19 protein-coding genes and 1 pseudogene are annotated in these 22,544 nt (G+C 66.2%); 12 read left to right on the forward strand and 8 right to left on the reverse strand.

The annotated features are described in order from the left end of the window. Positions 1 to 113: 113 nt before the first annotated feature. Positions 114 to 416, forward strand: coding sequence for a hypothetical protein (locus tag Q0Q36_RS03215; protein ID WP_293795459.1), 303 nt, complete (start codon positions 114 to 116; stop codon positions 414 to 416). A 257-nt stretch (positions 417 to 673) separates the two neighbouring features. Here the strand turns inward: Q0Q36_RS03215 and Q0Q36_RS03220 are convergent, their stop codons facing one another. Continuing rightward, on the reverse strand, positions 674 to 2,290 hold the full coding sequence (locus Q0Q36_RS03220) for a PucR family transcriptional regulator (protein ID WP_293795461.1): 1,617 nt from the start codon (positions 2,288 to 2,290) through the stop codon (positions 674 to 676). 214 nt (positions 2,291 to 2,504) lie between these two features. Here Q0Q36_RS03220 and Q0Q36_RS03225 point away from each other — a divergent pair, with 214 nt between their 5' ends. The 6 genes from Q0Q36_RS03225 (at position 2,505) to arcC (ending at position 10,402) form a co-directional block, all read left to right on the forward strand. Continuing rightward, the gene (locus tag Q0Q36_RS03225; RefSeq protein ID WP_293795463.1) at positions 2,505 to 4,067 is read left to right on the forward strand and encodes a regulator; all 1,563 of its coding nucleotides are present in this window, start codon (positions 2,505 to 2,507) and stop codon (positions 4,065 to 4,067) included. Between the two features lie 109 nt (positions 4,068 to 4,176). Continuing rightward, a complete protein-coding gene (locus Q0Q36_RS03230) occupies positions 4,177 to 5,409 on the forward strand; it encodes a tetratricopeptide repeat protein (protein WP_293795464.1) in 1,233 nt (410 codons plus the stop codon). A gap of 20 nt (positions 5,410 to 5,429) precedes the next feature. After that, on the forward strand, positions 5,430 to 6,350 hold the full coding sequence (locus tag Q0Q36_RS03235; protein WP_293795466.1) for a DUF2877 domain-containing protein: 921 nt from the start codon (positions 5,430 to 5,432) through the stop codon (positions 6,348 to 6,350). After that, the gene (gene fdrA, locus Q0Q36_RS03240; RefSeq protein ID WP_293795467.1) at positions 6,328 to 7,872 is read left to right on the forward strand and encodes an acyl-CoA synthetase FdrA; all 1,545 of its coding nucleotides are present in this window, start codon (positions 6,328 to 6,330) and stop codon (positions 7,870 to 7,872) included. The genes Q0Q36_RS03235 and fdrA overlap by 23 nt, the downstream gene beginning before the upstream one ends. A 2-nt stretch (positions 7,873 to 7,874) precedes the next feature. Beyond that, entirely contained in the window at positions 7,875 to 9,320 is a 1,446-nt protein-coding gene (locus Q0Q36_RS03245; protein ID WP_293795468.1) for a DUF1116 domain-containing protein, read from the forward strand. 98 nt (positions 9,321 to 9,418) lie between these two features. Next, entirely contained in the window at positions 9,419 to 10,402 is a 984-nt protein-coding gene (gene arcC, locus Q0Q36_RS03250; RefSeq protein ID WP_293795470.1) for a carbamate kinase, read from the forward strand. A gap of 244 nt (positions 10,403 to 10,646) precedes the next feature. Here arcC and Q0Q36_RS03255 read toward each other — a convergent pair whose 3' ends face one another. The 3 genes from Q0Q36_RS03255 to Q0Q36_RS03265 all read right to left on the reverse strand — a co-directional run bounded on the left by Q0Q36_RS03255 (position 10,647) and on the right by Q0Q36_RS03265 (position 14,557). Then, positions 10,647 to 11,840, reverse strand: coding sequence for an amidohydrolase family protein (locus Q0Q36_RS03255; RefSeq protein ID WP_293795471.1), 1,194 nt, complete (start codon positions 11,838 to 11,840; stop codon positions 10,647 to 10,649). Between the two features lie 243 nt (positions 11,841 to 12,083). Then, positions 12,084 to 13,688 carry an ABC transporter substrate-binding protein gene (locus tag Q0Q36_RS03260; protein ID WP_293795472.1) on the reverse strand — a complete coding sequence of 535 codons (1,605 nt, stop codon included), beginning with the start codon at positions 13,686 to 13,688 and terminating at the stop codon, positions 12,084 to 12,086. A gap of 320 nt (positions 13,689 to 14,008) precedes the next feature. Next, positions 14,009 to 14,557 (reverse strand): cupin domain-containing protein, encoded by a 549-nt coding sequence (locus Q0Q36_RS03265; RefSeq protein WP_293795474.1) that lies wholly within the window; start codon positions 14,555 to 14,557, stop codon positions 14,009 to 14,011. Between the two features lie 140 nt (positions 14,558 to 14,697). Here Q0Q36_RS03265 and Q0Q36_RS03270 point away from each other — a divergent pair, with 140 nt between their 5' ends. Together Q0Q36_RS03270 and Q0Q36_RS03275 are read left to right on the forward strand one after the other, a co-directional pair. Next, positions 14,698 to 16,047 carry an aspartate aminotransferase family protein gene (locus Q0Q36_RS03270; protein WP_293795476.1) on the forward strand — a complete coding sequence of 450 codons (1,350 nt, stop codon included), beginning with the start codon at positions 14,698 to 14,700 and terminating at the stop codon, positions 16,045 to 16,047. An 88-nt stretch (positions 16,048 to 16,135) separates the two neighbouring features. Continuing rightward, positions 16,136 to 16,438: pseudogene (locus Q0Q36_RS03275) on the forward strand (alkylphosphonate utilization protein). 15 nt (positions 16,439 to 16,453) lie between these two features. Here Q0Q36_RS03275 and Q0Q36_RS03280 read toward each other — a convergent pair. The 3 genes from Q0Q36_RS03280 to Q0Q36_RS03290 form a co-directional block, all read right to left on the reverse strand. After that, the gene (locus Q0Q36_RS03280; protein WP_293795477.1) at positions 16,454 to 16,858 is read right to left on the reverse strand and encodes an AtzH-like domain-containing protein; all 405 of its coding nucleotides are present in this window, start codon (positions 16,856 to 16,858) and stop codon (positions 16,454 to 16,456) included. Continuing rightward, positions 16,855 to 18,030 carry an amidase gene (locus Q0Q36_RS03285; RefSeq protein WP_293795479.1) on the reverse strand — a complete coding sequence of 392 codons (1,176 nt, stop codon included), beginning with the start codon at positions 18,028 to 18,030 and terminating at the stop codon, positions 16,855 to 16,857. Before Q0Q36_RS03285 ends, Q0Q36_RS03280 begins: the two co-directional genes overlap by 4 nt. 192 nt (positions 18,031 to 18,222) lie before the next feature. Then, positions 18,223 to 18,774 carry a phosphatase gene (locus tag Q0Q36_RS03290; protein WP_293795481.1) on the reverse strand — a complete coding sequence of 184 codons (552 nt, stop codon included), beginning with the start codon at positions 18,772 to 18,774 and terminating at the stop codon, positions 18,223 to 18,225. Between the two features lie 176 nt (positions 18,775 to 18,950). Here Q0Q36_RS03290 and Q0Q36_RS03295 point away from each other — a divergent pair, with 176 nt between their 5' ends. The 3 genes from Q0Q36_RS03295 to Q0Q36_RS03305 all read left to right on the forward strand — a co-directional run bounded on the left by Q0Q36_RS03295 (position 18,951) and on the right by Q0Q36_RS03305 (position 22,023). After that, positions 18,951 to 20,162 (forward strand): amino acid ABC transporter permease, encoded by a 1,212-nt coding sequence (locus tag Q0Q36_RS03295; protein WP_293795482.1) that lies wholly within the window; start codon positions 18,951 to 18,953, stop codon positions 20,160 to 20,162. Between the two features lies 1 nt (position 20,163). Beyond that, complete coding sequence (locus Q0Q36_RS03300) at positions 20,164 to 21,261, forward strand: amino acid ABC transporter permease (RefSeq protein ID WP_293795483.1); 1,098 nt, start codon at positions 20,164 to 20,166, stop codon at positions 21,259 to 21,261. A 75-nt stretch (positions 21,262 to 21,336) separates the two neighbouring features. Next, the gene (locus tag Q0Q36_RS03305; RefSeq protein WP_293795484.1) at positions 21,337 to 22,023 is read left to right on the forward strand and encodes a GntR family transcriptional regulator; all 687 of its coding nucleotides are present in this window, start codon (positions 21,337 to 21,339) and stop codon (positions 22,021 to 22,023) included. On the opposite strand, the gene Q0Q36_RS03310 is transcribed toward Q0Q36_RS03305, so the two are convergent. Then, positions 21,999 to 22,517, reverse strand: coding sequence for a hypothetical protein (locus tag Q0Q36_RS03310; RefSeq protein ID WP_293795485.1), 519 nt, complete (start codon positions 22,515 to 22,517; stop codon positions 21,999 to 22,001). The two genes, Q0Q36_RS03305 and Q0Q36_RS03310, sit on opposite strands and share 25 nt — an antisense overlap. Positions 22,518 to 22,544 lie beyond the last annotated feature (27 nt).

Raw genomic sequence — 22,544 nt, forward strand, 5'->3', positions numbered from 1 at the left:
CGTCGCGATTGACATGCGATGCCGATCGGCGCCTACTCATTGCAGGCCGACCACCCCCGATTGGGCGGTTAGCACTCTCAGTTTCCGCGCCGCGCGCGGATGATCGGCGCCCAGTGAAACCCACGGTCGATGCGTACACGGTCGCCATGCCGTGGTACGAGCGGGATGACTTCCAGCAGCTCTGGGAGCTCGCGCATGACCGCGACGAGATGCCATCGGACTACGAGACCTGGCATCGGAATGCGGTGGCGGTGATGAATGCCTGGCTCGCGCGGGGGCGAGCGCTGGAGATCGTCACGATCAAGCCGGCTGAATTCCTCGTCTGGCTGCGGGAAACGGGATTGCCGAACACGGCCGACACGCGCCGGCGCTATGTCGAGCTTCGCGCCGTCACGCATGGCCACGACGTGGCCTAGCCGGTCCGCGTCCAGCGCAGGAAAGCGGATAGCCGCAGCAGGCTGTTGATGATCAGGGCGTAGACCACACGCGTGTCTCCATCTCAGGAGCCCACGATAGCGCGTGGCGCTTTTAGCGTTGTTGACGCGGCGCAAGCTGCTCCGACAAATCCCGCGACCGAACTTCTCCGATGCTCACGAGAATCGCGGGATTCCAAAGCTGGGTCAATCGTAGGGATTTCCAAGTTTTAGCGAGCAGGGAGAAGGAAGCAGCCGTGTCACGCTGCTTCCGTAGCGCCTTCCATCTTCAGGATCTTGAGGCCGATCTGGACCATCAGCATCTCTTCGGCGTCGCCGAGATCGATGCCGGCATCAGACCGGATCTTGTCGAGCCGGTAGAGCACCGTTTTCGGGTGGACCTCCAGGCGCCGCGAGGTTTCGAGCGCGTTGCCGTTGCAGGCGATATAGGCCTCCAGCGTCTCGATGAGATCGGCGCGTCCTCGTGTCCTGATCGAGACCAGTTTTTGCAGCGACGGCGGGACGAGGTCCCTGAGCTCGTGCTGTGGGGCGAGCCGGCAAAGCATGCGATAGATGCCGAGCTCATGGAAAAAGACGAGGCTCTTCTCGAAGCGCGCGCGGGCGCCGATATTGAGGGCGTCGAGCGCCTGGCGATAGCTCCGGGGCAGGCCCTCGACATCGGCTGCGAGTTCGCCGACGCCGGCACGTAAGGGGGCACGCTCTTCGGAGCGTGTCCACAGCGCGTTCAGCTCGGCGAAGCGGCGCTCCAGCTGCGAGCGCCATTCCCGCCCCTCGCCGATGGGCCAGAACAGCACGACATGGCCGCCGCGAATCTGGGCATGAGCATTGTCGAAGACATCGGCGAGAAGCTGCGACAGGCGCTCCAGGCTTTTGCTTTCGCTTGAGTTGGGCGCCTTCTGTGTGGCTTTCAGGCCAAGCACCACGACCGCGTGCTTGCGCCGGAGGTCCCATTGGATCAGGCCGGCGCGCCGGTGCAACTCGCTGGAGGGCAGGGCGCTGCCGCCGAGCAGATCGCCGATCAGGTCGAAGCGGAACTGCTTCTCGACCTCGATGACCGCCTGCTGCCGGAGGAAATCGAGCGCGAGCGCGTTGATGGCACTCTCGATGGCGATGGACTGCACGTCCTCCAGCTCGCCGTTGAGTTCGAGGACCGTGAGATAGAGCCGGACCTCATCGCCGACGCGTACCGAAAAGACGTAGCGGTTGCAGATGCGGTCGTCGGCCTCGGGCGTCGCGATGGTCTGGATATAATAGGGGGCGCCCTCTTGATGACCTTCCGGTGGGACGAGATTGACGGAGCTGCCGATGGTCCCGGCGAGGCATTGCAGTTGCTCGTCATAGAGGCCGACCGGATTGCCGATGAAGGTCTCCAGCGATTTGAGAATGCGAAAGGCGCCCTGGTTCGCCAGGGAGGCGCTGAGGAAGTGGTCGCTGATCTCCTTGAAGCGTTCGAGGACGCCGAGGCGTTCGCTGAGGAGATGCTCGGAGATGCACAGGACGATGGTCCGGTAGAGCACGCTGCGCGGGATTTCGATGACGGGGAGCCGGTGCTTGCGCGCGGCCTCGACGATCTCCTCCGGGACCTCCTGCACGAAGAGCCCGGTCTTGACGATGAGCGCGCTGAGCTTGCGGGCCGCAATCTTTTCGATGAAGGCGTCGAGCGGGCGCAGGCGGTCGAGCGAATAGAAATTGGTGAGGAGCACGTCGCCGGGTTGCAGCCAGTCGGTTATGTCTGGGGCCTCGATGACGTTGACGCCGCGGACCGGGTTGGACAGGCCCTCCTCGCCGCAGATCAGGCGGGCCTGCCTGAAGGGCGCGAACTGGAGCAGCTCGGAGATTTTCAGTTGATGGGCCATGGTCCCGGCTCTCCAAGGCGGTGGCCTGGCACCGCATGATGCTCATCGCCATGCCGGCCATATTTTATCCATGAGGGATAAAATATGGCCGGTCAATTTAGGCGGCTTGGCAATGGTTCCGGCGCTGCCGGCTCACTAGGCTCTCCCCAAAAGAAGATCGTGCGACGGCGGCGTTCCGCGGGACTGGAGCGCGCCCGCGAGGATGGGGAGATCGATGGATAGATCGTTTATCTGGCGAAAAGGCGACTGGGGCGGCTATTTCGGCCTGCTGGCCAACAACCTGACCAATCTCCTGACGATGATCGGCCTGCTGCTCTTCGTCGTCGGCTTTCCCAAGGAAATGGTCTATGGGCGCATCGCGCCTGCCTTCGGTCTCGCCGTCTTTGCTGCAAGCCTGTGGTACACCTATTTCGCCTATAAGCTCGTCAAGGAAACCGGCCGCGCGGACGTGACCGCGCTGCCTTCCGGCCCGAGCGCGCCATCGATCTTCACGGTGACCTTTCTCGTCATTCTGCCGGTCTATCTCCAGACGAAGGATGCCGAGTTCGCGCTGCAGATCGCGCTGGTCTGGTGCTTCGTCGAGGCAATGATCCTGGCGCTGGGCTCCTTCCTCGGCGAGACCATCCGCAAGACGATCCCGCGCACCGTCCTGCTCTCCTGCCTGGCCGGGCTCGGCCTGCTGCTGCTCGCCATGAATCCGATGCTGCAGTCCTTCGAGACGCCGACCGTCGCCTTCGTGGTGCTCGCGCTGATCTTCCTGAACTGGTTCGGCAAGAAGCCGATCTTCCCGAAGGTCCCGACCGGCTTCCTGCTGCTCGCCTCGGGCACGGCGCTGGCCTGGGTCTTCGGCCTGCAGAGCCCTGCCGAGATCAAGAACTCGCTGGCGACCTTCGGCTTCAACCCGCCGACGCTGCATATCTCGAACTTCCTCCAAGGCCTGCCGCATGCGCTGCCCTATCTCGCCTCGGCCGTGCCGCTCGGCCTCGCCAATTATGTGTTCGACCTCGAGAACATCGAGAGCGCGCATGCCGCCGGCGACCCCTACCCGACGCGTCAGGTGATGATGGCCAACGGCCTGTCCTCGACGCTCGGTGCGATGTTCGGCAACCCGTTCCCGGTCACCGTCTATATCGGCCACGCCGGCTGGAAATCGATTGGCGCCGGCACCGGCTACACGCTCTTCACCGGCCTGAGCATGTTCCTGATCTCGCTGTTCGGGCTGGGGGCCTTCCTGCTGGCGCTGATCCCGATGGTCGCGGTCGTTCCGATCCTCGTCTATATCGGCGTGGTTACGGCCAATCAGGTGGTGCGCGAGTCGCCGCGCGACGAAGTACCGGTGATCTTTGTCACGATGTTCCCGTGGATCGCCAACTGGGCGCTGACGCTGGTCAACAACACGCTGGGCGCCGCCGGCACCGCCGCCAAGACCGTCGGCGTCGAGGCGCTCTCCAAGAAGGGCGTCTACTATCTCGGCCTGTCCAATCTCGGGAACGGCGCGCCGCTGAGCAGCATGACCTGGGGCTGCATCACGATCTTCGCGATCACCGACAAGCCGATGCGCGGCGCGGTCGCGGCGCTGGTCGGCGGCTTCCTGACGCTGTTCGGCGTGATCCACGCTCCGGCGGTCGGCTTCGCGCAGCCGCAGGCGATGCCGCTGGTCTATGCCTATTGCATGATCGCGGGCGTGTTCGTGCTCAAGCACTACCTCAATCTGCGTGAGACGGACCGCTCGATGCAGGCCGACTCCGGCGCTGCCGCCCAGGCCAGCAAGGCATGAGCCTGCGGCGCGCGCCCGCTCGCACGGGGTGGACTCGCGCCGCCATTGCCCTTCATGCCCTTCGCAGCGTCCGTCCGGACGCTGCACCACCGATCCACAGGAAGACCCGATGAACGCCCCGTCCGCCAACCCGCCTCTGATCGCTGCCGCCGACAAGGGCGACATGGCCGCCATCGAGCGCCTCCTCGCGGAGGGTGCCAAGGTGGACGCCAAGGACGAGGCCGGCCGCACCGCGCTGATGGCGGCGACGCAAAAGAACAATCTGCCGCTGGCGCGGCGCCTGATCGCGGCCGGCAGCGACGTCAATGCCCGCGACATCACCATGCTCTCGCCCTATCTCTGCGCCGGGGCGAACGGCTTCAACGAAATCCTCAAGCTCGCCATCGCCTCGGGCGCCGATCGCAACAGCGTCAACCGTTTCGGCGGCACGCCGCTGCTGCCGTCGAGCGAGAAGGGCTTTTTGCGGACCGTGCGGGTCTGCCTGGCGGCGGGGATCCCGGTGGACCGCGCCAACGACCTTGGCTGGTCGGCCCTGCTCGAAGCGGTGATCCTCGGCGATGGCGGCAGGCTCTATGGCGACGTGATCGAAGCTCTGGTCCAGGCCGGCGCCGACAAGAACCTTAGGGACCGCGACGGCAAGTCCTCGCTGGAGCATGCGCAGGCGCTCGGCCAGGAACGCGTCCTGAAGATTTTTCGCGGAGAAGGCGCTGCGGCTGGAGCGGGCGCAACGGCGATCCGCCAGGCGAAGCAGGCCGAGAAGGCGGAGCGCTACGAGGAAGCGCTCGCCATCGTCGAGGCCGCGCTTGCACAGCATCCCGGCGATCCCGACCTGGCCTATTACAAGGGCTATTACCTCTACGAGCTCGGTCGCAACGAAGAGGCGATCCGCGCCCTCGAGGCCGTTCTGGCCGCGAACGCCGAGGCGATCGAGTTCCATTTCTACATCGCCTATGCCTGGCGGGCGATGAAGCAGCCGGAAGCCGCGCTGGCGGCCTTCGACGCAGGTATCGCGAAACAGCCGAAGGCGCGGTTCCTGCGCTATCACAAGTCGAATTACCTGCGCGAACTCGGCCGCCACGAGGCTGCCGTCGCCGTGATGGACGAGCTGCTCGCGCGCGATCCCGGCCGTTATGATTTCGCCTTCCACAAGGGCAACAGCCTGCGCTCGCTCGGCCGTCATGAAGAGGCGATCAGCGCTATCGAGATCGCGATCGCGTCCGATCCCGGCAACCCGCTCTACCGCCAGCACAAAGCGCAGTCGCTGCGGCTGCTTGGGCGCGAGGCGGAGGCGCAGGCTGTGCTCGCTGCGGCGGGTCGGCCTCCGGCCGCCCGCGCCAGCTAAGTCCGACCGGTCCGGCCGCGATGCGCGCGCATGTCACCGTGCAGGCAAGGTCCGGCGACGGCGCCTTCCTGGCGCGCGTGAACGGGGCGGCCTTCGTCGGCGTGGTCCACAGCGCCTTCCGCCGGGCGGTCAATATCGCGTGCCTGGCCGATGGCGAATTGCACACGCTCGTCACGGACGAACTGGATGACGGGCCGAATTCGCTGGTTGTCGCGGCGGATGATTTCCTCGCCATGGGCATCTGCCAGGGTGATAGTGTCAGGGCCGGAGGCGGCGGCCTCGCCATAGCAGGGAAGGCAACGGTCAGCGTCGCGGGAGCCACGACTTGGCGCACGCCAGTGCCGGATAAGCATTGCACGACCGGTTTGCTGCGCCGTCGGCTGCTGGAAGCGGAGGCGGCGATCTGGCGCAACGGCACCCCCGGCGGCTTCATCGAGGGCATGGCCGATACCGAGATCGCGCGGCTGACGACCCGGATGCTGCATGAAGGTGCGGACGGGCTCGTGCTGGCGCTGGGGCGGGGCGATACCGAGGCGGCCCTGGCGCATGCCGGCCGGCTCCTCGGCCTCGGGCCGGGGCTAACGCCTTCGGGCGACGATTTTCTCACCGGGCTGCTGGCTTCCCGCGCGCTTTGCCGGCGGCTGGGGGATACTCGCAGCGATGCCTTCGCGCTCGGCGTGATCAGGCTCGCCAAGACCGCGACCAATCCGATCGGCTATGCGGCGATCGCCAAGGCGGCGCGCGGCGAAGTCCGGGAGCGGGTGGCGCGTCTCGTCATCGTGCTCGGCAGCGCGACGGCGGAGCCCGTCTCGCCCGCGCTCGCACAGGTTCTCGCGATCGGCTCCTCATCCGGGACCGAGATCGCTTTCGGCGTCATCCGCGGGCTGGCGTCGCTCATTGACAACGGAGACTGGAATCATGGCCATCAAGACCGCCATTAAGCGGAACACGTATTTCGACTCGGTCTCGCTGATGTCGGTGACCGGGCGGGCCAATGCCGTCGCCGGTGTCGACCAGGCGATGATCGGCATGGGCACCGCCATGAACAAGGAGGTGCTCCAGAACGTCGGCATGCTGACGCCGGAGGCGGCAGAGGCCCAGAGCGGCGACCTGATGATCGTGGTGCGCTCGGCGTCCGACGAGATCGCCGAACAGGCACTGGTCGAGATCGACGAGTTGTTCAAGCAGAAGGGCGGCAGCGAGAGCGGCCGCAAGATGAACTACGCGACGATCGAGTCCGCCGTCGCCCATGTGCCCGGCGCCAATCTCGCGATCATCGCGGTGGCCGGCGAGTTCGCCAGCCGCGAGGCGCGCCGCGCTCTGGAGAGCGGCCTGCATGTCATGATGTTCAGCGACAACGTCTCGATCGAGGACGAGGTCGCCCTCAAGACGCTCGCCCATGACAAGGGCCTGCTGATGATGGGGCCGGATTGCGGCACCGCCTATATCGGCGGCATCGGCCTGTGCTTCGCCAATGCGGTGCGCGCCGGCAATATCGGCATCGTCGGCGCCTCCGGCACCGGCAGCCAGGAGGTTGCGGCCCGTATCCATGATTTCGGCGGCGGCATCACTCAGATCATCGGCACCGGCGGCCGTGACCTCAACGAGAAGGTCGGCGGCATCATGATGATCGACGGCATCAACGCGCTCGCCCGCGATCCGGCGACCGAGGTGATCGTGCTGGTCTCCAAGCCTCCCGCGAAATCGGTGCAGGACAAGGTGCTGGCGGCTGCTGCGGCCTGCGGCAAGCCGGTCGTGGCCTGCCTGCTCGGCGGCCCGGAGGAGGCCGTCACCAAGGCCGGTCTCCAGTTCGGCAAAACCACCAAGGAGGCCGCGCTGAAGGCGGTCATCCTCGGCGGCAAGAAGGAGGGGGAGATCAACAAGCGGGCGCTCAACCTGCCGCTGATCGCCGAGACCCGCGCCAAACTGAAGCCGGAGCAGCGCTATATCCGCGCGCTGCTCTGCGGCGGTACGCTCTGCGAGGAGATGATGCTGATCGCCAAGGAGAGCTACGACAACGTCTACAGCAACATCGCCAAGGACCCGGCGCGCAAGCTGAAGGACGTCTCCACCAGCATCGAGCATACCTTCATCGATTTCGGCGACGACGACTTCACACGTGGTCGGCCGCACCCGATGATCGATCCCTCCCAGCGCCTTGCGCGATTAGTGCAGGAGGCGCGCGACCCGTCGGTCGGCGTCATCGTGCTCGATTTCATCCTCGGCTACGGCGCCCATGAGGACCCGGCCGGCGTGATGATCCCCGCCCTGGTCGAAGCCAAGCAGATCGCGGCGGCGGAAGGCCGCCATCTCGAGATCCTCGGCTATGTCCTCGGCACGGATCTCGACAGCCAGTCGCTCGCCGAGCAGACGGCCAAGCTTTCGGAAGTCGGCGTCACCATCGCCAGCAGCTGCACCAATGCCGGCCTGTTGGCGCGCGGTTTCGTCTCCAAGGAGAACTGATCATGTCCAGCATCAACGACCTGTTCAGCAAGGTCAGCGTCATCAATGTCGGCCTCGAAATGTTCAAGGACGACATCGAGAAGCAGGGCGGCACCGCCGTCCATCTCGACTGGCGCCCGCCGGCCGGCGGCAAGCCTGAACTGATCGACGCGCTCGAAGCGCTGGCGCGCCCGGAGATCGCGGCCCGCATCGCGAAGGCGAACCAGGAGGCTGTCGAGCGCATCCTGAAGTCGCAACCCGTGCTGGTCGGCTTCGGTCCGGCGCTGGAGGTTGTGCCCGGGATGACCAAGACCACCATCCTGCATGCCGGCCCGCCGATCACCTGGGAGCGGATGTCCGGCCCGATGAAGGGCGCGGTTACCGGCGCGCTGGTCTTCGAGGGGCTGGCCAAGAACCTGGAGGAGGCGGCGGCGCTGGCGGCTTCCGGCGAGATCACCTTCTCTCCCTGCCACGAGCATAACTGCGTGGGCTCGATGGCTGGCGTGACCTCGGCCTCGATGTTCATGCACATCGTCAAGAACAAGACCTATGGCAACGTCGCCTACACCAATCTCAGCGAGCAGCTCTCCAAGATCCTGCGCATGGGCGCCAATGACGAGACCGTCATCGCCCGATTGAACTGGATGCGCGACGTTCTCGGCCCGATCCTGCGCGAAGCCATGCAGATCGCCGGCGAGATCGACCTGCGCCTGCTGCTCTCGCAGGCACTGCACATGGGCGACGAGTGCCATAACCGCAATGTGGCGGGCACGACGATCCTGATCCAGAAGCTCGCGCCCTTCATCCTGGAGACCTCGTTCACGACGGCCCAGAAGCGCGAGGCCTTCGATTTCGTCGCCAGCAGCGACTACTTCTCCGGCCCGACCTGGATGGCGATGTGCAAATGCGCGCTCGACGCTGCCCATGGCGTCGAACATTCCACCATCCTGACGACCATGTGCCGCAATGGTGTCGAGTTCGGCATCCGCATCAGCGGCGTACCGGGCTTCACCTGGTTCACCGGCCCGGCGCAGAAGGTCATCGGTCCGATGTTCGCCGGCTACAAGCCGGAGGATTCCGGCCTCGATATCGGCGACAGCGCGATCACCGAGACCTATGGCATCGGCGGCTTCGCCATGGCGGCGGCCCCGGCCATCGTGCCGCTCGTCGGCGGCACGGTCGACGAGGCCATCGGCTTCTCGGTCCGCATGGCCGAAATCACCACGGCCGAGAACCCGAACGTCACGGTGCCCCTGCTCAACTTCAAGGGCGTGCCGACCGGCATCGACATGCGCAAGGTGCTGCAGACCGGGATCATGCCCGTCATCAACACCGCCATCGCCCATAAGGAAGCCGGCATCGGCATGATCGGCGCCGGCATCACCTATCCGCCGATGGAGGCTTTCGAGAAGGCTCTGCTAGCTTTCGCGCGTCAGGAAGGCATCACCGACCAAAGCGTCGCGGCCTGAAGACTGCCGCGGGCCGTCTCCAAGCGGCCCGCGTTCCACGCCAACGAACAATACAGCATGCGTCGCGACCTGCCGGCCGGCGCGTGGGAGGAGGATTCATGACTTCGATCGACGCCGTTCCGGATCGCCTGATCATCGCCATCGGCGGCAACGCCATCCATCCCGAGGGCATCCGCGGCACGGCCGAGGAGCAGGAAAAGCTCGCCGCCGAGACGGGCGCGGCCCTGCTGCCGCTGATGGAGCTCGGCTCGCAGCTCATCATCACCCATGGCAACGGGCCGGTCGTCGGCAAGATGCTGCTGCGCCATGCCATCGCCCGTCAGCGCGTCGCGCCGATGCCGCTCGACATCTGCGTCGCCCATAGCCAGGGCGGCATCGCCTATCTGCTGACGCAGGCGCTGGAGAACGCGCTGCGCGCCAAGGGCAATCCGCGCGAGGTGACCTGCGTGCTGACGCAGGTCGAGGTCGACCCGAACGACCCAGCCTTCCAGAACCCGTCGAAGCCGATCGGCTATTTCTACTCCGAGGAGGAGGCGAAGGCGCTGAGCGCCGAGATGGGCTGGCTGATGAAGGAGGATTCCGGCCGTGGCTACCGGCATGTCGTGCCCTCGCCGCTGCCGCAGCACATCGTCGATTTCGACCTCGTGCAGATCCTGGCGGAGCGCGGCGCGGTGGTGATTGCGGGCGGCGGCGGCGGTGTGCCGGTCGTGCGCCAGCCCGACGGCCAGAGCCATGGCGTCGAGGCCGTGATCGACAAAGACCGCACCACCGCCAAGATGGCGAATCTGCTGGGGATCCAGGACATGATTATCCTGACCGCCGTGCCGCGCATCGCCGTGCATTTCGGCAAGCCGGAGCAGCGCTTCCTCGACCGCGTCAGCCTGTCGGAGATCAAGCGCCTGCATGAAGAGGGGCATTTCCCGCCCGGCAGTATGGGGCCGAAGGTCGATGCGGCCGTGCAGTTCATCGAGGGCGGCGGCCGGCGCTGCATCGTGGCGCGCATTGAGGACGCGGTTGCGGCGCTGCGCGGCGAGGCCGGCACCCAGATCGTCTCCGACGAGGCTTTCGCGGCGGCGGCTTGAGGTTTTTCCGGGCCTCTCGCGCCTTCAAAGAACGCAGTCATCCCGGGCGAAGCGAAGCGCAGACCCGGGATCCATGCCAGAACCTTTATCGGAAATGTTCCGGCATGGATCCCGGATCAAGTCCGGGATAACGGCGTGTTTCCGAGGGAGATGAACTGGCTTCCGTAAAATGTGCTGAAAAGGGCCGCCGGGATAACCGGTGGCCCTTTTTTACGCGCCCATGTACGGAGGCAGGATCGGCCCGTCAGGCGATCGGCTGGGTCAATTCGCCATGGCGGGCGACGATCCTGCCGCGCTTGACGACCGTGCGGTCGGCCGGGCGCTCGACGATGGCCTCGCAGACGGTCTCGCCTGGCAGGATCACGAAATCAGCCTTGCAGCCAACCGCGACGCCGTAATCCGCGATCTCCATCACCTTGGCGCCCTGATAGGTGCAGACGTCGAGCGCCAGCTCCATCTCCTCGTCGCGGCGGAAATTGTTGCGCAGGCCGACCAGCGTCGCGCGCTCCAGCATGTCGCCCATGCCATAGGGATTCCAGCTGTCGCGCACGCCGTCCGAGCCGCCGGCGATGACGATTCCGGCCTTGAGGCAGGCCATGACCGCGGGAGCCGGCGAGGAGGCGGGCGCCGTGGTGACCAGCGCGACGCGCTCCTTGGCGAGCTCGTCGATCAGGCGGCGGGCATGGTCGACATCGGGCATGCCTAGGCAGAAGGCGTGGCTGATCGCGACCTTGCCCTGCATGCCGAGCGCGCGGATGCGCTCCAGGATCAGGTCCATCGAGAAGGCGCCCATCTCGCCGCGCTCATGCAGGTGGATGTCGAGCGGGCGGCCGTATTTCTGGGCGAGGCCGAAGATCGCATCGAGATGGCCCTTCGGGTCGCGGTCGACGGCGCAGGGATCGAGGCCGCCGACGACTTCGGCGCCCATCGCCATCGCCTGGTCGACCAACTCAAGCGTGCCGGGCCGGATCAGCAGGCCGGATTGTGCGAAGGCGACGATCTCGACATCGATCACGTCCTTGAGCCGCTCACGCATGGCCATGACGCCCTCGATGCCGGCGAGGCCGGTCTCGGTGTCGATATCGACATGGCTGCGGATATGGGTGGTGCCCATCTTGACCATCTGGGCGACGAGGCGACCGGACTGGCGGTCGGCGTCGATGCCGAATTCGCGGCGGTTGCGGCGCTCGGTCTCGATCTTGTCAATCAGGGCGGGGCCGGCGGTGTGCTTGTGCCAGCCCATGCCCCAGAAACTCTTGTCGAGATGGGTATGGGCCTCGACGAGGCCGGGGATCATCAGGCGCCCGCCGGCATCGCAGCTCGTGTCGCCGCCGTTCGCACCGGCGCCGATCGCCGCGATGCGCCCGTCGCGGACCAGCACATCGGTCGCGGCGCCGCCGGCCGGGCGGACATTCCGGATCAAGAGGGTATCGGACACGAGGCGTCTCCTTCTTCCAGACCGGCCTATGCCGGCTTCTCAACGTCGATGACGGCTTTGACTGCCTGACCATAGGATCAGATCGTCGCAGCCGTCGGCATAAAAGACGCCCCGCCGGTGTCGCGCGGCGGGGCGAGTTGTCCACGGAGAGTGGGGCGTACCGAGCTTGACTCCCCGTGGAGGCATTCGGGCCACATACCCGCTTGCGTAGGTATGCGGCGGGGGAAGGGCATAGGGCCGGTCTCAGCCCTTGGCCGTCATCGTGAAGAAGAGCGGCCGCTGGAGCTGGATATCCGTGATGTTGCTCCGGTAGCCGCTGACGGTGGCGAAGCCGCCGAGCGGGATATAGGGCACGTCGATCAGCGCCTGCTTCTGGATCTCCTCGCAGATCTTCTTCTGCGTGGCTTCATCGGGCGCATCGAGCCATTGCTGGCGCAGCTCCTCCAGGCGCGGCGCCGTCGGCCAGCCGACCCAGGCTTCGTTGCCGTTGCCGCGCAGGCCGATATGGCCGACCGGGTTGAAGTTGCTCATGCCCGACAGCGCGGTGAGGAAGACGTTCCAGCCGCCCTTGTCCGATGGCTCCTTGCTGAGGCGACGCTGCATCAGTGTGCCCCAGTCCATCGCCTGGATGTCGACGTTGAGGCCGACCTGCTTCAGCGTGTCGGCGGCGAGCAGCGTGCAGGGATGCGTCCAAGGATAATCAACGGGATCGAGCACCACGACGCGCTCGCCATTGTAGCCGGCCGCTTTGATCTCCTCGGCGGCCTTTTTGATGTCGCGCGGGCTAGTGAAGACGTCGAGCCCGACATCGGTCGCCATAGGCGAATCCGGGCTGAAGAAGCCGACGCCGGACTGCCAGAACTCCTTGTTCTCCTCGCCGAAGGTGCCGGCCATGATCGCCTTCTGGTCGAAGGCCTTGAGCAGCGCGCGCCGGATCGCCGGGTTGTTGAAGGGCGGCTGGAGATGGTTGAAGCGCATCACCGCGAAATTCGGCGTCGTGCGCGGCAAGAGCTTGATATTGGGATCGGCCTTGAGCACCGGCAGAAAATCGGCGCCGACCATCTCGATCATGTCGATCTCGCCGGCCTGGAGGGCGGCGGCAGCGGTCGAGGCGTCGGGGATGATGTTCCAGACGATGCGCTCGAAATGCGCGATCTTGGGGCCTGCGGTATAGGTCGGCGGGAACGCGTCGCTGCGCGGCTTGTAGCCGGCGAATTTTTCGAAGACCGCCTTCGAGCCGGAAACCCACTGGTCTTTGGCGAAGCGATAGGGGCCGGAGCCGATGCTCTCGCGGATCTGCTCGGTCGGCGACGTGTTGGCGATGCGCTCCGGCATGATCGCCGGCATGTTCGAGCCGCTGGTGGCCAGCGTCATCGGCAGCAGCGGGAAGGGTTTCTTGAGCTTGAACTGAAGCGTGCGGTCGTCGACCGCGGTCATCGTGTCGACCACGCCGAGCAGGGCCGCACCCATGAAGTCGCGCTTGCCCCATCGGTTGATGCTGGCGACGCAATCCTTGGCGAGAACTGGCTTGCCGTCATGGAACTGCAGGCCGTCGCGCAGCTTGATCGTCCATTGCAGCTTGTCGTCCGAGATGGCGTGGCCCTCGGCCATCTGCGGGTGGACGTTGTAGTCCTTGTCGAAGCCGTAGAGCGTGTCGAACACCAGATGGCCGTAGACCTGGACGATGGTCGAGGTGCTCCAGACGGGGTCGAGGATGTTCAGGTCCGCCTCGGGAATGTAGCGGAGTTCCTTCTTGCCGGCGGCATACGCCGGGGCAGTAAAGAACGGGGCCAGCTGCGTAAAGACAGCCGACCGCGCGGCGAGCTTCAGGAAATCGCGCCTATTCATGTTTCGTCCCTGGTGTTGCCGAGTGATTTGTCTGGCTTCGACCGGGATCGCGAGGCTATGCGTCGGCAGCTTCGACTGTCGACGGCATAGGCATCGTCAAAGGGAGTCGAAGTATTATGCCCCGGAATTGTTATATTGTTCGGGCATTATGATGAGACGCTCTCTCGGATTTTCAAATTAAATCATCCAATTATTATCATGCAGGAATCGAATGATGCGGCGTGGCGACCCGCGTTGTCATTCCGGGTTCACGCCTGCGGCGCGCCCCGGAATGACAAGGGTGTGGCTTGCACCGGCTATAGCCAAATATCGATAGCGCCCTAGAAAGTCGGCGGGGTGCAGGCGCTGACGATCTCGCAGGGAACCGGGCCGACGCAGCGGAAACGGTGCGGGCGGGTGCTCTCGAAATAATAGGCGTCGCCGGGGCCGAGGATGCGGCGTTCCTCGCCGACGGTCAGCTCCATGCGGCCGCTGATGACGACGCCCCCTTCCTCTCCCTCATGGGTCAGCATCACGCGGCCGGTATCGGCGCCGGGCTCGTAGCGCTCCTTGATGATCTGGAGCGCGCGGCCGAACAGGTTTTCGCCGACCTGGCGGAAGGAGATGCCGCCCTTGCCGATCTCGACCAGCTCCTCGGCTTGGTAGAAGACCTGCCGCGGCTTCTCCGGCTCGAAGGCGAAGAACTCAGAGAGGCTGATCGGAAGGCCGTCGAGGATGCGCTTGAGCACGCCGACCGAGGGGTTCACCTCGTTGGCTTCGATCAGCGAGATCGAGGAATTGGTCACGCCGGCTTGTTTGGCGAGCGCGCGCTGCGACAGGCCGCGCTGCATCCGGACATATCTGAGCCGGGCTCCGACATCGATATTCATCGCAGGCCTGTTCCTGATGTTCTCGATTTCAAACGTTTCCCAGATCGCCTCAAATTTTTCAAGGTGTTAAGCAATCACTGAAACAGACTTGTTGCGAAGACGAAAACATGAGCACTGACGGGCGACACAGGGAGGCCGTCATGACCGTCAACACCAAGCCGTCCGCGCTGCAGAACGCCCGCTCGCTCGATGCTTTCTGGATGCCGTTCACGGCGAACCGGCAGTTCAAGCAGGCCCCGCGCCTGCTCGCCAGCGCCAGCGGCATGCACTACGCCACAGAGGACGGCCGCAAGGTCCTGGACGGCACGGCGGGCTTGTGGTGCTGCAATGCCGGCCATGGCCGCCGGCAGATCAGCGAGGCCGTCTCGCACCAGATCGCCGAGCTCGATTTCGCGCCGGCTTTCCAGATGGGCCATCCGATCGTGTTCGATTTCGCCGAGCGGCTCGGTGCCATCGCGCCGGGCGAGGGTGCGGCGAAGCTCGACCGCGTGTTCTTCACCGGCTCTGGCTCGGAATCGGTCGACACCGCGCTCAAGATCGCGGTCGCCTATCAGCGCGCCATCGGCCAGGGCACGCGGACCCGCCTGATCGGGCGCGAGCGCGGCTATCACGGCGTCGGCTTCGGCGGCATCTCGGTCGGCGGCCTCGTCAACAACCGCCGCGTTTTCCCGCAGCTGCCGGGCACCGACCATCTGCGCCACACCCATGATCCCGCCCGCAACGCCTTCACCCACGGCCTGCCCGAGCATGGCGCCGAGCTTGCCGACGATCTCGAGCGGCTGGTCGCTTTGCATGGTGCGGAGACGATCGCGGCCGTTATCGTCGAGCCGATGGCCGGCTCCACCGGCGTGCTGCTGCCACCGAAGGGCTATCTGCAGCGCCTGCGCGAAATCGCGACGAAGCACGGCATCCTGCTGATCTTCGACGAGGTCATCACCGGCTTCGGCCGTCTCGGCACGCCTTTCGCCGCCGATTACTTCGGGGTGATGCCGGACCTGATGACCACGGCCAAGGGCCTGACCAACGGCGCGGTGCCGATGGGCGCGGTCTTCGCCAGCCGCAAGGTGCATGACGGCCTGATGACCGGGCCGGAGGGCATGATCGAGCTGTTCCACGGCTACACCTATTCCGGTCATCCGGTCGCCTGCGCGGCAGGCCTCGCCACGCTCGACATCTACGCGGCCGAAGGCCTGCTGACGCGGGCGGCGACGCTGGCGCCGGCCTGGGAGAATGCGATGCATTCGCTGCGCGATGCCCCGCATGTGGTCGATATCCGCAATCTCGGCCTCGTGGCCGGCATCGAGCTCGCCTCCCGCGACGGTGCTGCCGGCGCCCGCGCTTATGAGGTCTTTGTCGACTGCTTCGAGAAGGGGCTGCTGATCCGCGTCACCGGCGACATCATCGCGCTGTCGCCGCCGCTGATCGTCGAGGAAGGCCAGATCGGCGAGATGGTCGAGACGCTGCGGGCCGCGCTGAAGCGGGTGGCCTGAGCTCGCCGATTTGGCGAAGTCGCCGGGCATCGTGTAACCCCGCCGGACCGGGCCGATGGCGAGTGCCCGGCGGCAAGACGGGAAAGACATGTCCGACGACGATTACATCTATGACGAGGCGACCGGCGAATGGCGCCCGGCCTCGGAAGTGAAGTAGACGGCAGCGGCAATCGCTGCGCCGGTCGTGCGCGATGCCGCAGGCAACGTGCTCGCCGACGGCGATTCCGTCGTGCTGGTCAAAGACCTCAAGGTGAAGGGTGCCAACCAGACCCTGAAGCAGGGCACGGTCATCCGTTCGATCCGCCTGACGGAAAACGTCGAGGAGATCGACTGCCGTCACGACACGATCAAGGGGCTCGTGCTGCGGACGGAATTCGTCCGCAAGCGTTGAGGTCTTGGATTGCGCCTACCAGGGGCGCGGTCCCTCCATCGTCGAGACATGGGCCGAGACGACCTTCCAGCCCAGATCCGGAAAACGCACCCAGCTCTGGCTCTGCCTGCCGACGACATCGTGCCCGCGCACCTTGAACTCCGGGTTCACAGTGGCGATGTCGCGGCCCAGCGTCAGGATTTCCAGCCGGATCCGCTTTTCCTTGATGCCGGGGCCGGGCGGCCGGGCGACACGGTGGCCATGGATTTCCTTGAAGCCGTAGCCGTTCTCGTGCAGCGCGTAGCGGATCGTGTAGGGGCTGTTCCAGAACGAGGCGTCGAGGACATCGACATTCTTGTCGATCAGCGCCTGCTCGTAAGCCTCGAAGAGGGCGCTAATCTCCGCCACGATCTCGGGAATGTTCGGGGTCAAGTCGGTCATGATGCGGCCTCCATGGCCTGTGCGACGGCGATCAGGCTGGCATCGCTGCCTCGCGCGCCGATGATGGACAAGCCGATTGGCGCACCGTCGACGAGGGCGCCGGGCAGGTTGACCTGCGGATGGCCGGCGAGCCCGCCCTGGGCGCAAAGGCTGGTGATGCGGTCGCGCATCGGCCTGAGAACCGGCATCGGCAGACCGCGCAAGGGCGCGGGGAAGGGTGTCGTCGGCAGGCACAGGATGGTGCTTGGCGGAAGCAGGTAGCGCAGGCGGGCGCGAGCCTCCTCGCGCATCAGCGCGGCCCAGTTCTGCTCGGATGCCGGAACCTGCGAGCCGGCAATCAGCCCGGCCGCGACGGTGAAGGCCATGCGCGGGTTGTCGCGCTCGATCCAGGGGCGGAAGGTCTGCCAGGCCTCCACCGGCTGCAAGCTGCGCTGCGCTCGCGCCCAGACGGAGAGGCCCTGCGGCGCCATGATCTCGTCGCGCGGCGTGGTGCCAAGTACGCGAGCGAGCCGCTCGACCATCGGCTGCAGCGCCTCTGCCACCGCCGGGTCGGCGAAGCCGAAGGCGTCGACGGCGACGAGCAGCTTCGTCGGCAGCGGACCGGGAGCTTCGCCGAGCAGCGCCGTGCCGACGCGGGCGAAGGTCGCGGCATCGCGGGTGAACCAGCCGGCGGTGTCCGAACTCGGCGCCTGCGGCATCAGCCCGGTCAGGTCGAGCCGGCCATGGGTCGGGCGGATGCTGTAGAGTCCGCAGAAGCTGCCGGGCACGCGCATCGAGCCGCCGGTATCCGTGCCCAATGCAGTGTCGCAGAGCCCGGCGGCGACGGCGGCGGCCGAGCCCGAGGAAGAGCCTCCCGGCACGCGGTCGGGCGCGGCGGTGTTCAATGGCGTGCCGTCGAAGGCGTTCTCGCCGAGGATGCCGAGCGAGACCTCGTCGGTGATGGTCTTGCCGACCAGCTCGGCGCCGGCATCGAGCAGGGTCTGCACCGCCCAGGCATGACGCTCCGGGATGGGATTGAACATGGCCCAGTCATGGTTGCCGCCGCCGGTTGGCGTGCCTGCGACGTCGAACAGGTCCTTCACCGCGAAAGTGAGGCCCGCGAGCGGCCCGCCTTGCCGGCCGGAAATGCGGATGCGCGGGCCGGGCACGAAGGCGTTGACGCGATCCTCCATCACGGGCTCGGTGATCGTGCTTCGCCTGGGGAGGTCGGTCGGGTCGGCATCGGCACGGCGTCTGTTCCTGTTTGCTGTTCGACTCATGGACGAAGAGCAGCCTAACAGGTTTGCCGCGGTAGCAAACGGCAGGGCACGGGCTCGCCGCACGCCGATCATGGAAGGTTTCGGCTATGCCTCCGGGGCCTTGGGTCAGGGCGCGCGTCGTGCCCCTGCACGCCTGACTGCATCCTGTTCCTGCGCGATCAGGAAATCGGCCTGAGCCTGCGTCTCGACCGCGGCAGCGTCATGCTCGCGGCGGATCGATGCGATCGCGTTTGCCGCGCTTGCCCCGTTCTCGACCAGCAGCAGCGCGGCAATGGTGCCGGTGCGGCCGAGGCCGGCGCGGCAATGGATCGCCCAACTCTGGCCTTCGCGAAGGCGGCGGGCCAGGTCTAGTCTGCGCCAGCCGGCCATGAAACCCGCATCCGGCACGCCGTAATCTGGGATGGGGAGATGGATCCATTCCAGCCCGGCCGTGCGTGTGGCGGCGGCGAAGCCGTCCGGAAGCTCTTTGGCTTCCACGAGGCTGAGGACGCCGGTCGCGCCCATCTTCGCAAGCCGCGACAGATCTTCCGCCAAAGCCGCCTGCAATGCGGCCTCATCGAGCGTCTCCTTGCGCCGGCCGGGGCAGGGTCCGAGCAGGAGCGCGCCGGCGAAGCCGGACAAGTCGAGACGGGAAACGGAAGGCGCCGGGGTGTGCAAACAATCCTCCAGAGGGGGGGCAGCAAGGCATTCTACCTGCCGCATCGTCTTCGCGCGAAACGACACTTGCGTTGTGTGGCAAGGCCTCAGGCCTCGCCAATTGACATGATGATATAGCTGTGTACAGCTATATCATCATGCTGTCCACACGCGACCCTGCCAGTGAGATCGGATCCGTGTCCGCGCCGGTCGGCCAGGCCTTCGCGGCAGGTGCGCTCAAGCCGCCGAGTCCGCCACCGCCGGGCGCGCCCTTGCGCGAGCGCCTGCAAGGGCTCGCCTGGCCGCTGGTCGTCCTGCTCGGGCTCGTCGGGATCGGTGTGCTCGGAGCGCGGAACGTCTCAGCCAATCTCGCGGCGGCGGGGATGGAGATCGATTTCTCCTTTCTCTGGCAGCAGGCGGGCTTCGACGTCAGCGAGAGCCTGATCGCCTATACGCCGCGCGATACCTACGCGCGCGTGCTTCTCGTCGGTATCCTCAACACGCTCATCGCTGCGGCGGTGACGCTGGTGCTGGCAAGCGCGATCGGCCTCGTCGTCGGCATCGCCATGACCAGCGCGAACTGGCTCGTGCGCAACCTCGCGCGGCTCTATGTGGAGTTGCTGCGCAACCTGCCGAAGCTCCTGATCGTGATCGCGCTCTATGTCGCGCTGGTCCGCGGCCTGCCGCATATCAAGGCGGCCTGGATCGGCCCGTTCGGCGCCATGCTGAGCAATCGCGGGCTCGCCCTGCCGTCGCCGGTGATCGGGCATGGCGGGCTCGCCTTAGGATTCGCTGTCAGCTTCTGGCTCGTCGGCTGGGCGTTCTGGGCGCGGGCGGTGAAGCTGCATCAGGACGCGACCGGGCAGCGCCGGCCGGTCGCCCTGCCGGTGCTGGTGGCGGGGCTTGTGCTTTATGCCGGACTCATTCTGTCGGGAGTTGCACAGATCGGCTGGTCGGTGCCGAAGCTCACCGGCTTCAATGTCAGCGGCGGCATCGGCTTATCCCTGCAATTCGCCGCGCTCGTCCTGGCGCTTTCGGTTTATCATGGCGGGCAGATCGGTGCGATCGTCGAGGGCGGCATCCTGGCGACCTCGCGCGGCCAGCATGAGGCGGCGCTGGCGCTGGGCCTAAGCCGGCTGCGGACGATGCGCCTGATCGTGCTGCCGCAAGCCTTGCGCGTCATCACGCCGCCGCTCGGCAACCAGTATTCCAACCTGCTGAAGAACACCTCGATCGCGCTGGCGATCGGCTATTCCGACTTGCTCAGCGTCGTCAGCACCTCGGTGAACCAGACTTTCCGGCCGATCGAATTGATGGCGCTGGTCGCGCTGTTCTTCCTGGTCGCGAACCTGCTGATCTCGGCCGGGGTCAACTGGTGCAACCATGTCTTCCGCATCAGGGGGCGCTGAGATGAGCTCGCTCGCCGAGGCTGTCCCCGTCGCTGGGCTGCCGCAGAGCCGCCGCCTCGTCGCAGCCGGGCGTTGGCTGCGGTCGAACCTGTTTTCGAGCTGGTGGAACGCGCTGCTCACCGGCCTCGTCCTCTACGGAATCGTGACTTTCGTGGCGAAGGCGCTGAGCTGGGGTGTGGTCGAGGCCGTGCCCTTCTCCGGCAGCCGGGCCGAGTGCGCAGCAGCGAGCGGCGCCTGCTGGGCCTTCCTGCGCGAGAAGGTCCATCTCGTCCTGACCGGGACCTATCCCGAGCCCGAGCGCTGGCGCGCCTATCTCGCGAGCGGGGTGATGATCGCGGCCATCCTCGCTTTCGCGAAGACGCCGATCGGCGTCGCCGGGCGAGCTGTGCTTGTGGTGGTCTCCGGCACTTGTTCCTATCTGCTGCTGCGCGGCGGTGTTGCCGGCCTTCCCGTGGTCGAGTCCCATCGCTGGAATGGCCTGCCGCTGATCCTCTTCCTCTCGGCCTTCAGCATGGCGGCGGCCTTTCCGCTCGGTGTCGCGCTGGCGCTGGCGCGCTGGTCGGGCCAGCGCGGGCTTTCCTTGTTCGCCGTCGGCTATATCGAGGCCGTCCGGGCGATCCCGATGGTCGCGGTGCTGTTCGCCGGCATCTTCATCCTGCCGCTGCTTCTGTCGCGCGGCGCGGCGATCGAGCCGGTCGCGGCGATCCTGATCGTGCTCACCCTATTCTATGCGGCGTATTTCGCTGAGGACGTGCGGGGTGGCTTGCAGGCCCTGCCGAAGGGCCAGACCGAAGCGGCGGCGAGCCTCGGCCTCTCGTCGGCGCAGCGCATCCGACTGATCGTGCTGCCGCAGGCGCTACGCACGGCGATCCCGGGCATCACCAATTCGATCATTGGCAGCTTCAAGGACACCTCGCTCGTCGCGATCGTTGGCATGCATGACCTGCTCTCGACCGCGCGCATGGCCTATGCCGACCCGCAATGGCAGGCCTACTCGCTGGAGGCCAACCTGGCGATCGGCCTGTTTTACTTCATCAGCTGCTGGCTGATTTCCGAGCGCGCCCGGCGGCTGGGCCATGGCGCCGTCAAGGCGCACTGATTGCGGCTATCGACAAAAGAATTGGCCAGCCTTGCGAGCGATGCTCTAAGCACAAGGCAGGCAGGAAGAGAGACGATGACGGTCGATATCGCCGGTTCGGATACGCGCCAGCTGCGCCAGTTGGTCCGCTCGCGCAATGACGTGATCTTCGAGATCGTGCGCGACCGCATCTGCCTGCGCGAGTACGACGAAGGCCATGTCATCCACGAGACGGCGCTGGCGACGGAATTCCGCGTCAGCCGCACGCCGATCCGGCAGGTCTTGCAGCGCCTCGTCTACGAGCAGCTCGCCGAGACCCGCAACGGTGTCGGCACGATCGTCTCCTATGTCGGCCCGCAATCGGCCGACATGCTGCGCTTCCGCATCGGCTTGACGCGCCTGATCGCCGACCTGATCCCGCTCCAATTGCCCTCGACGCTCGGCTCCGATTATGCCCGCTTGCAGGCGCTGGCCGGGCTGCTCAAGCCGGACTCGTCCCTGAAAGAGGCATGGGACGTCTGGCGGACGCATCACGAGGTCCGCAACGCCTTGATCGGCGACGAGGCGCTCCGGCAGATGGACGACACCATCTTCTTCCGCACTGCCCGAAGCTGGATCGGCTGGCTGAAGCAGGAGCCTGCGGCAATGCATGCGCTGCTGGTCGAGGAGATCGCGGCGGTTGCCGGACAATCGGGAAGCCTGTCAGCGCCGGAGCTGTTCCGGCTGCATGCAGCCCATCTTGAACGGATGCTGGCGCGCTACGGCGTGCAGGAGAGCAAATAGGCGACCTGCTCCTCGCTCTCGATCGCGCCGGGCCTTGCCGTCCGCACGGCCATGATCGCGGCTTCCGGCGTCGAGCTTGTCGCGATGAGTAGCCTTGCCGCCATCATGCCCGAGCGGCCATAGCCCGCGAGGCAGCAAAAGGCGATCCGGCCCCCCTGGCGTAGCTCGCCGGCGAGGTGCTCGATCAGGGCGGGCCAGTCGAGCCGCGGGTCGGGCGCTGAGAAATCGGCGATCGGGGCGCTGAGCAGGGTGATCGATCGTGCTTCGGCGGCGTGGCGCAAATCCTCGATCTCGTCGGGATCGCATTCGCCGTCATCGAGCAGGATCACCAGCAGCGCCGTCTGTCGCGCCGCGAGCGTGTCCAGCACTTCCTCCTGCAAGGCGCCGTCGATGAAGCGCTCGCCGCGCGAGGCGATGACGAGGCCGGGTAGCGGCAGCATGCCGATCGCCCCGGCAAGGCCCGGCGGCTCGACCCAGGCAATCCCCTCAGCCATGCGCCCCTCCGCCCGGCTCTCCCGCCA

Origin of the sequence: uncultured Allobosea sp. (genome assembly GCF_945957345.1) — a bacterium.
GTDB lineage: Bacteria > Pseudomonadota > Alphaproteobacteria > Rhizobiales > Beijerinckiaceae > Allobosea.

Coding starts and splice junctions, on each gene's coding strand:
- Q0Q36_RS03220 (WP_293795461.1), bottom strand. CDS start 2,290: ATGGCCCATCAACTGAAAATCTCCGAGCTGCTCCAGTTCGCGCCCTTC.
- Q0Q36_RS03225 (WP_293795463.1), top strand. CDS start 2,505: ATGGATAGATCGTTTATCTGGCGAAAAGGCGACTGGGGCGGCTATTTC.
- Q0Q36_RS03230 (WP_293795464.1), top strand. CDS start 4,177: ATGAACGCCCCGTCCGCCAACCCGCCTCTGATCGCTGCCGCCGACAAG.
- Q0Q36_RS03235 (WP_293795466.1), top strand. CDS start 5,430: ATGCGCGCGCATGTCACCGTGCAGGCAAGGTCCGGCGACGGCGCCTTC.
- fdrA (WP_293795467.1), top strand. CDS start 6,328: ATGGCCATCAAGACCGCCATTAAGCGGAACACGTATTTCGACTCGGTC.
- Q0Q36_RS03245 (WP_293795468.1), top strand. CDS start 7,875: ATGTCCAGCATCAACGACCTGTTCAGCAAGGTCAGCGTCATCAATGTC.
- arcC (WP_293795470.1), top strand. CDS start 9,419: ATGACTTCGATCGACGCCGTTCCGGATCGCCTGATCATCGCCATCGGC.
- Q0Q36_RS03260 (WP_293795472.1), bottom strand. CDS start 13,688: ATGAATAGGCGCGATTTCCTGAAGCTCGCCGCGCGGTCGGCTGTCTTT.
- Q0Q36_RS03265 (WP_293795474.1), bottom strand. CDS start 14,557: ATGAATATCGATGTCGGAGCCCGGCTCAGATATGTCCGGATGCAGCGC.
- Q0Q36_RS03270 (WP_293795476.1), top strand. CDS start 14,698: ATGACCGTCAACACCAAGCCGTCCGCGCTGCAGAACGCCCGCTCGCTC.
- Q0Q36_RS03280 (WP_293795477.1), bottom strand. CDS start 16,858: ATGACCGACTTGACCCCGAACATTCCCGAGATCGTGGCGGAGATTAGC.
- Q0Q36_RS03285 (WP_293795479.1), bottom strand. CDS start 18,030: ATGGAGGATCGCGTCAACGCCTTCGTGCCCGGCCCGCGCATCCGCATT.
- Q0Q36_RS03300 (WP_293795483.1), top strand. CDS start 20,164: ATGAGCTCGCTCGCCGAGGCTGTCCCCGTCGCTGGGCTGCCGCAGAGC.
- Q0Q36_RS03305 (WP_293795484.1), top strand. CDS start 21,337: ATGACGGTCGATATCGCCGGTTCGGATACGCGCCAGCTGCGCCAGTTG.
- Q0Q36_RS03310 (WP_293795485.1), bottom strand. CDS start 22,517: ATGGCTGAGGGGATTGCCTGGGTCGAGCCGCCGGGCCTTGCCGGGGCG.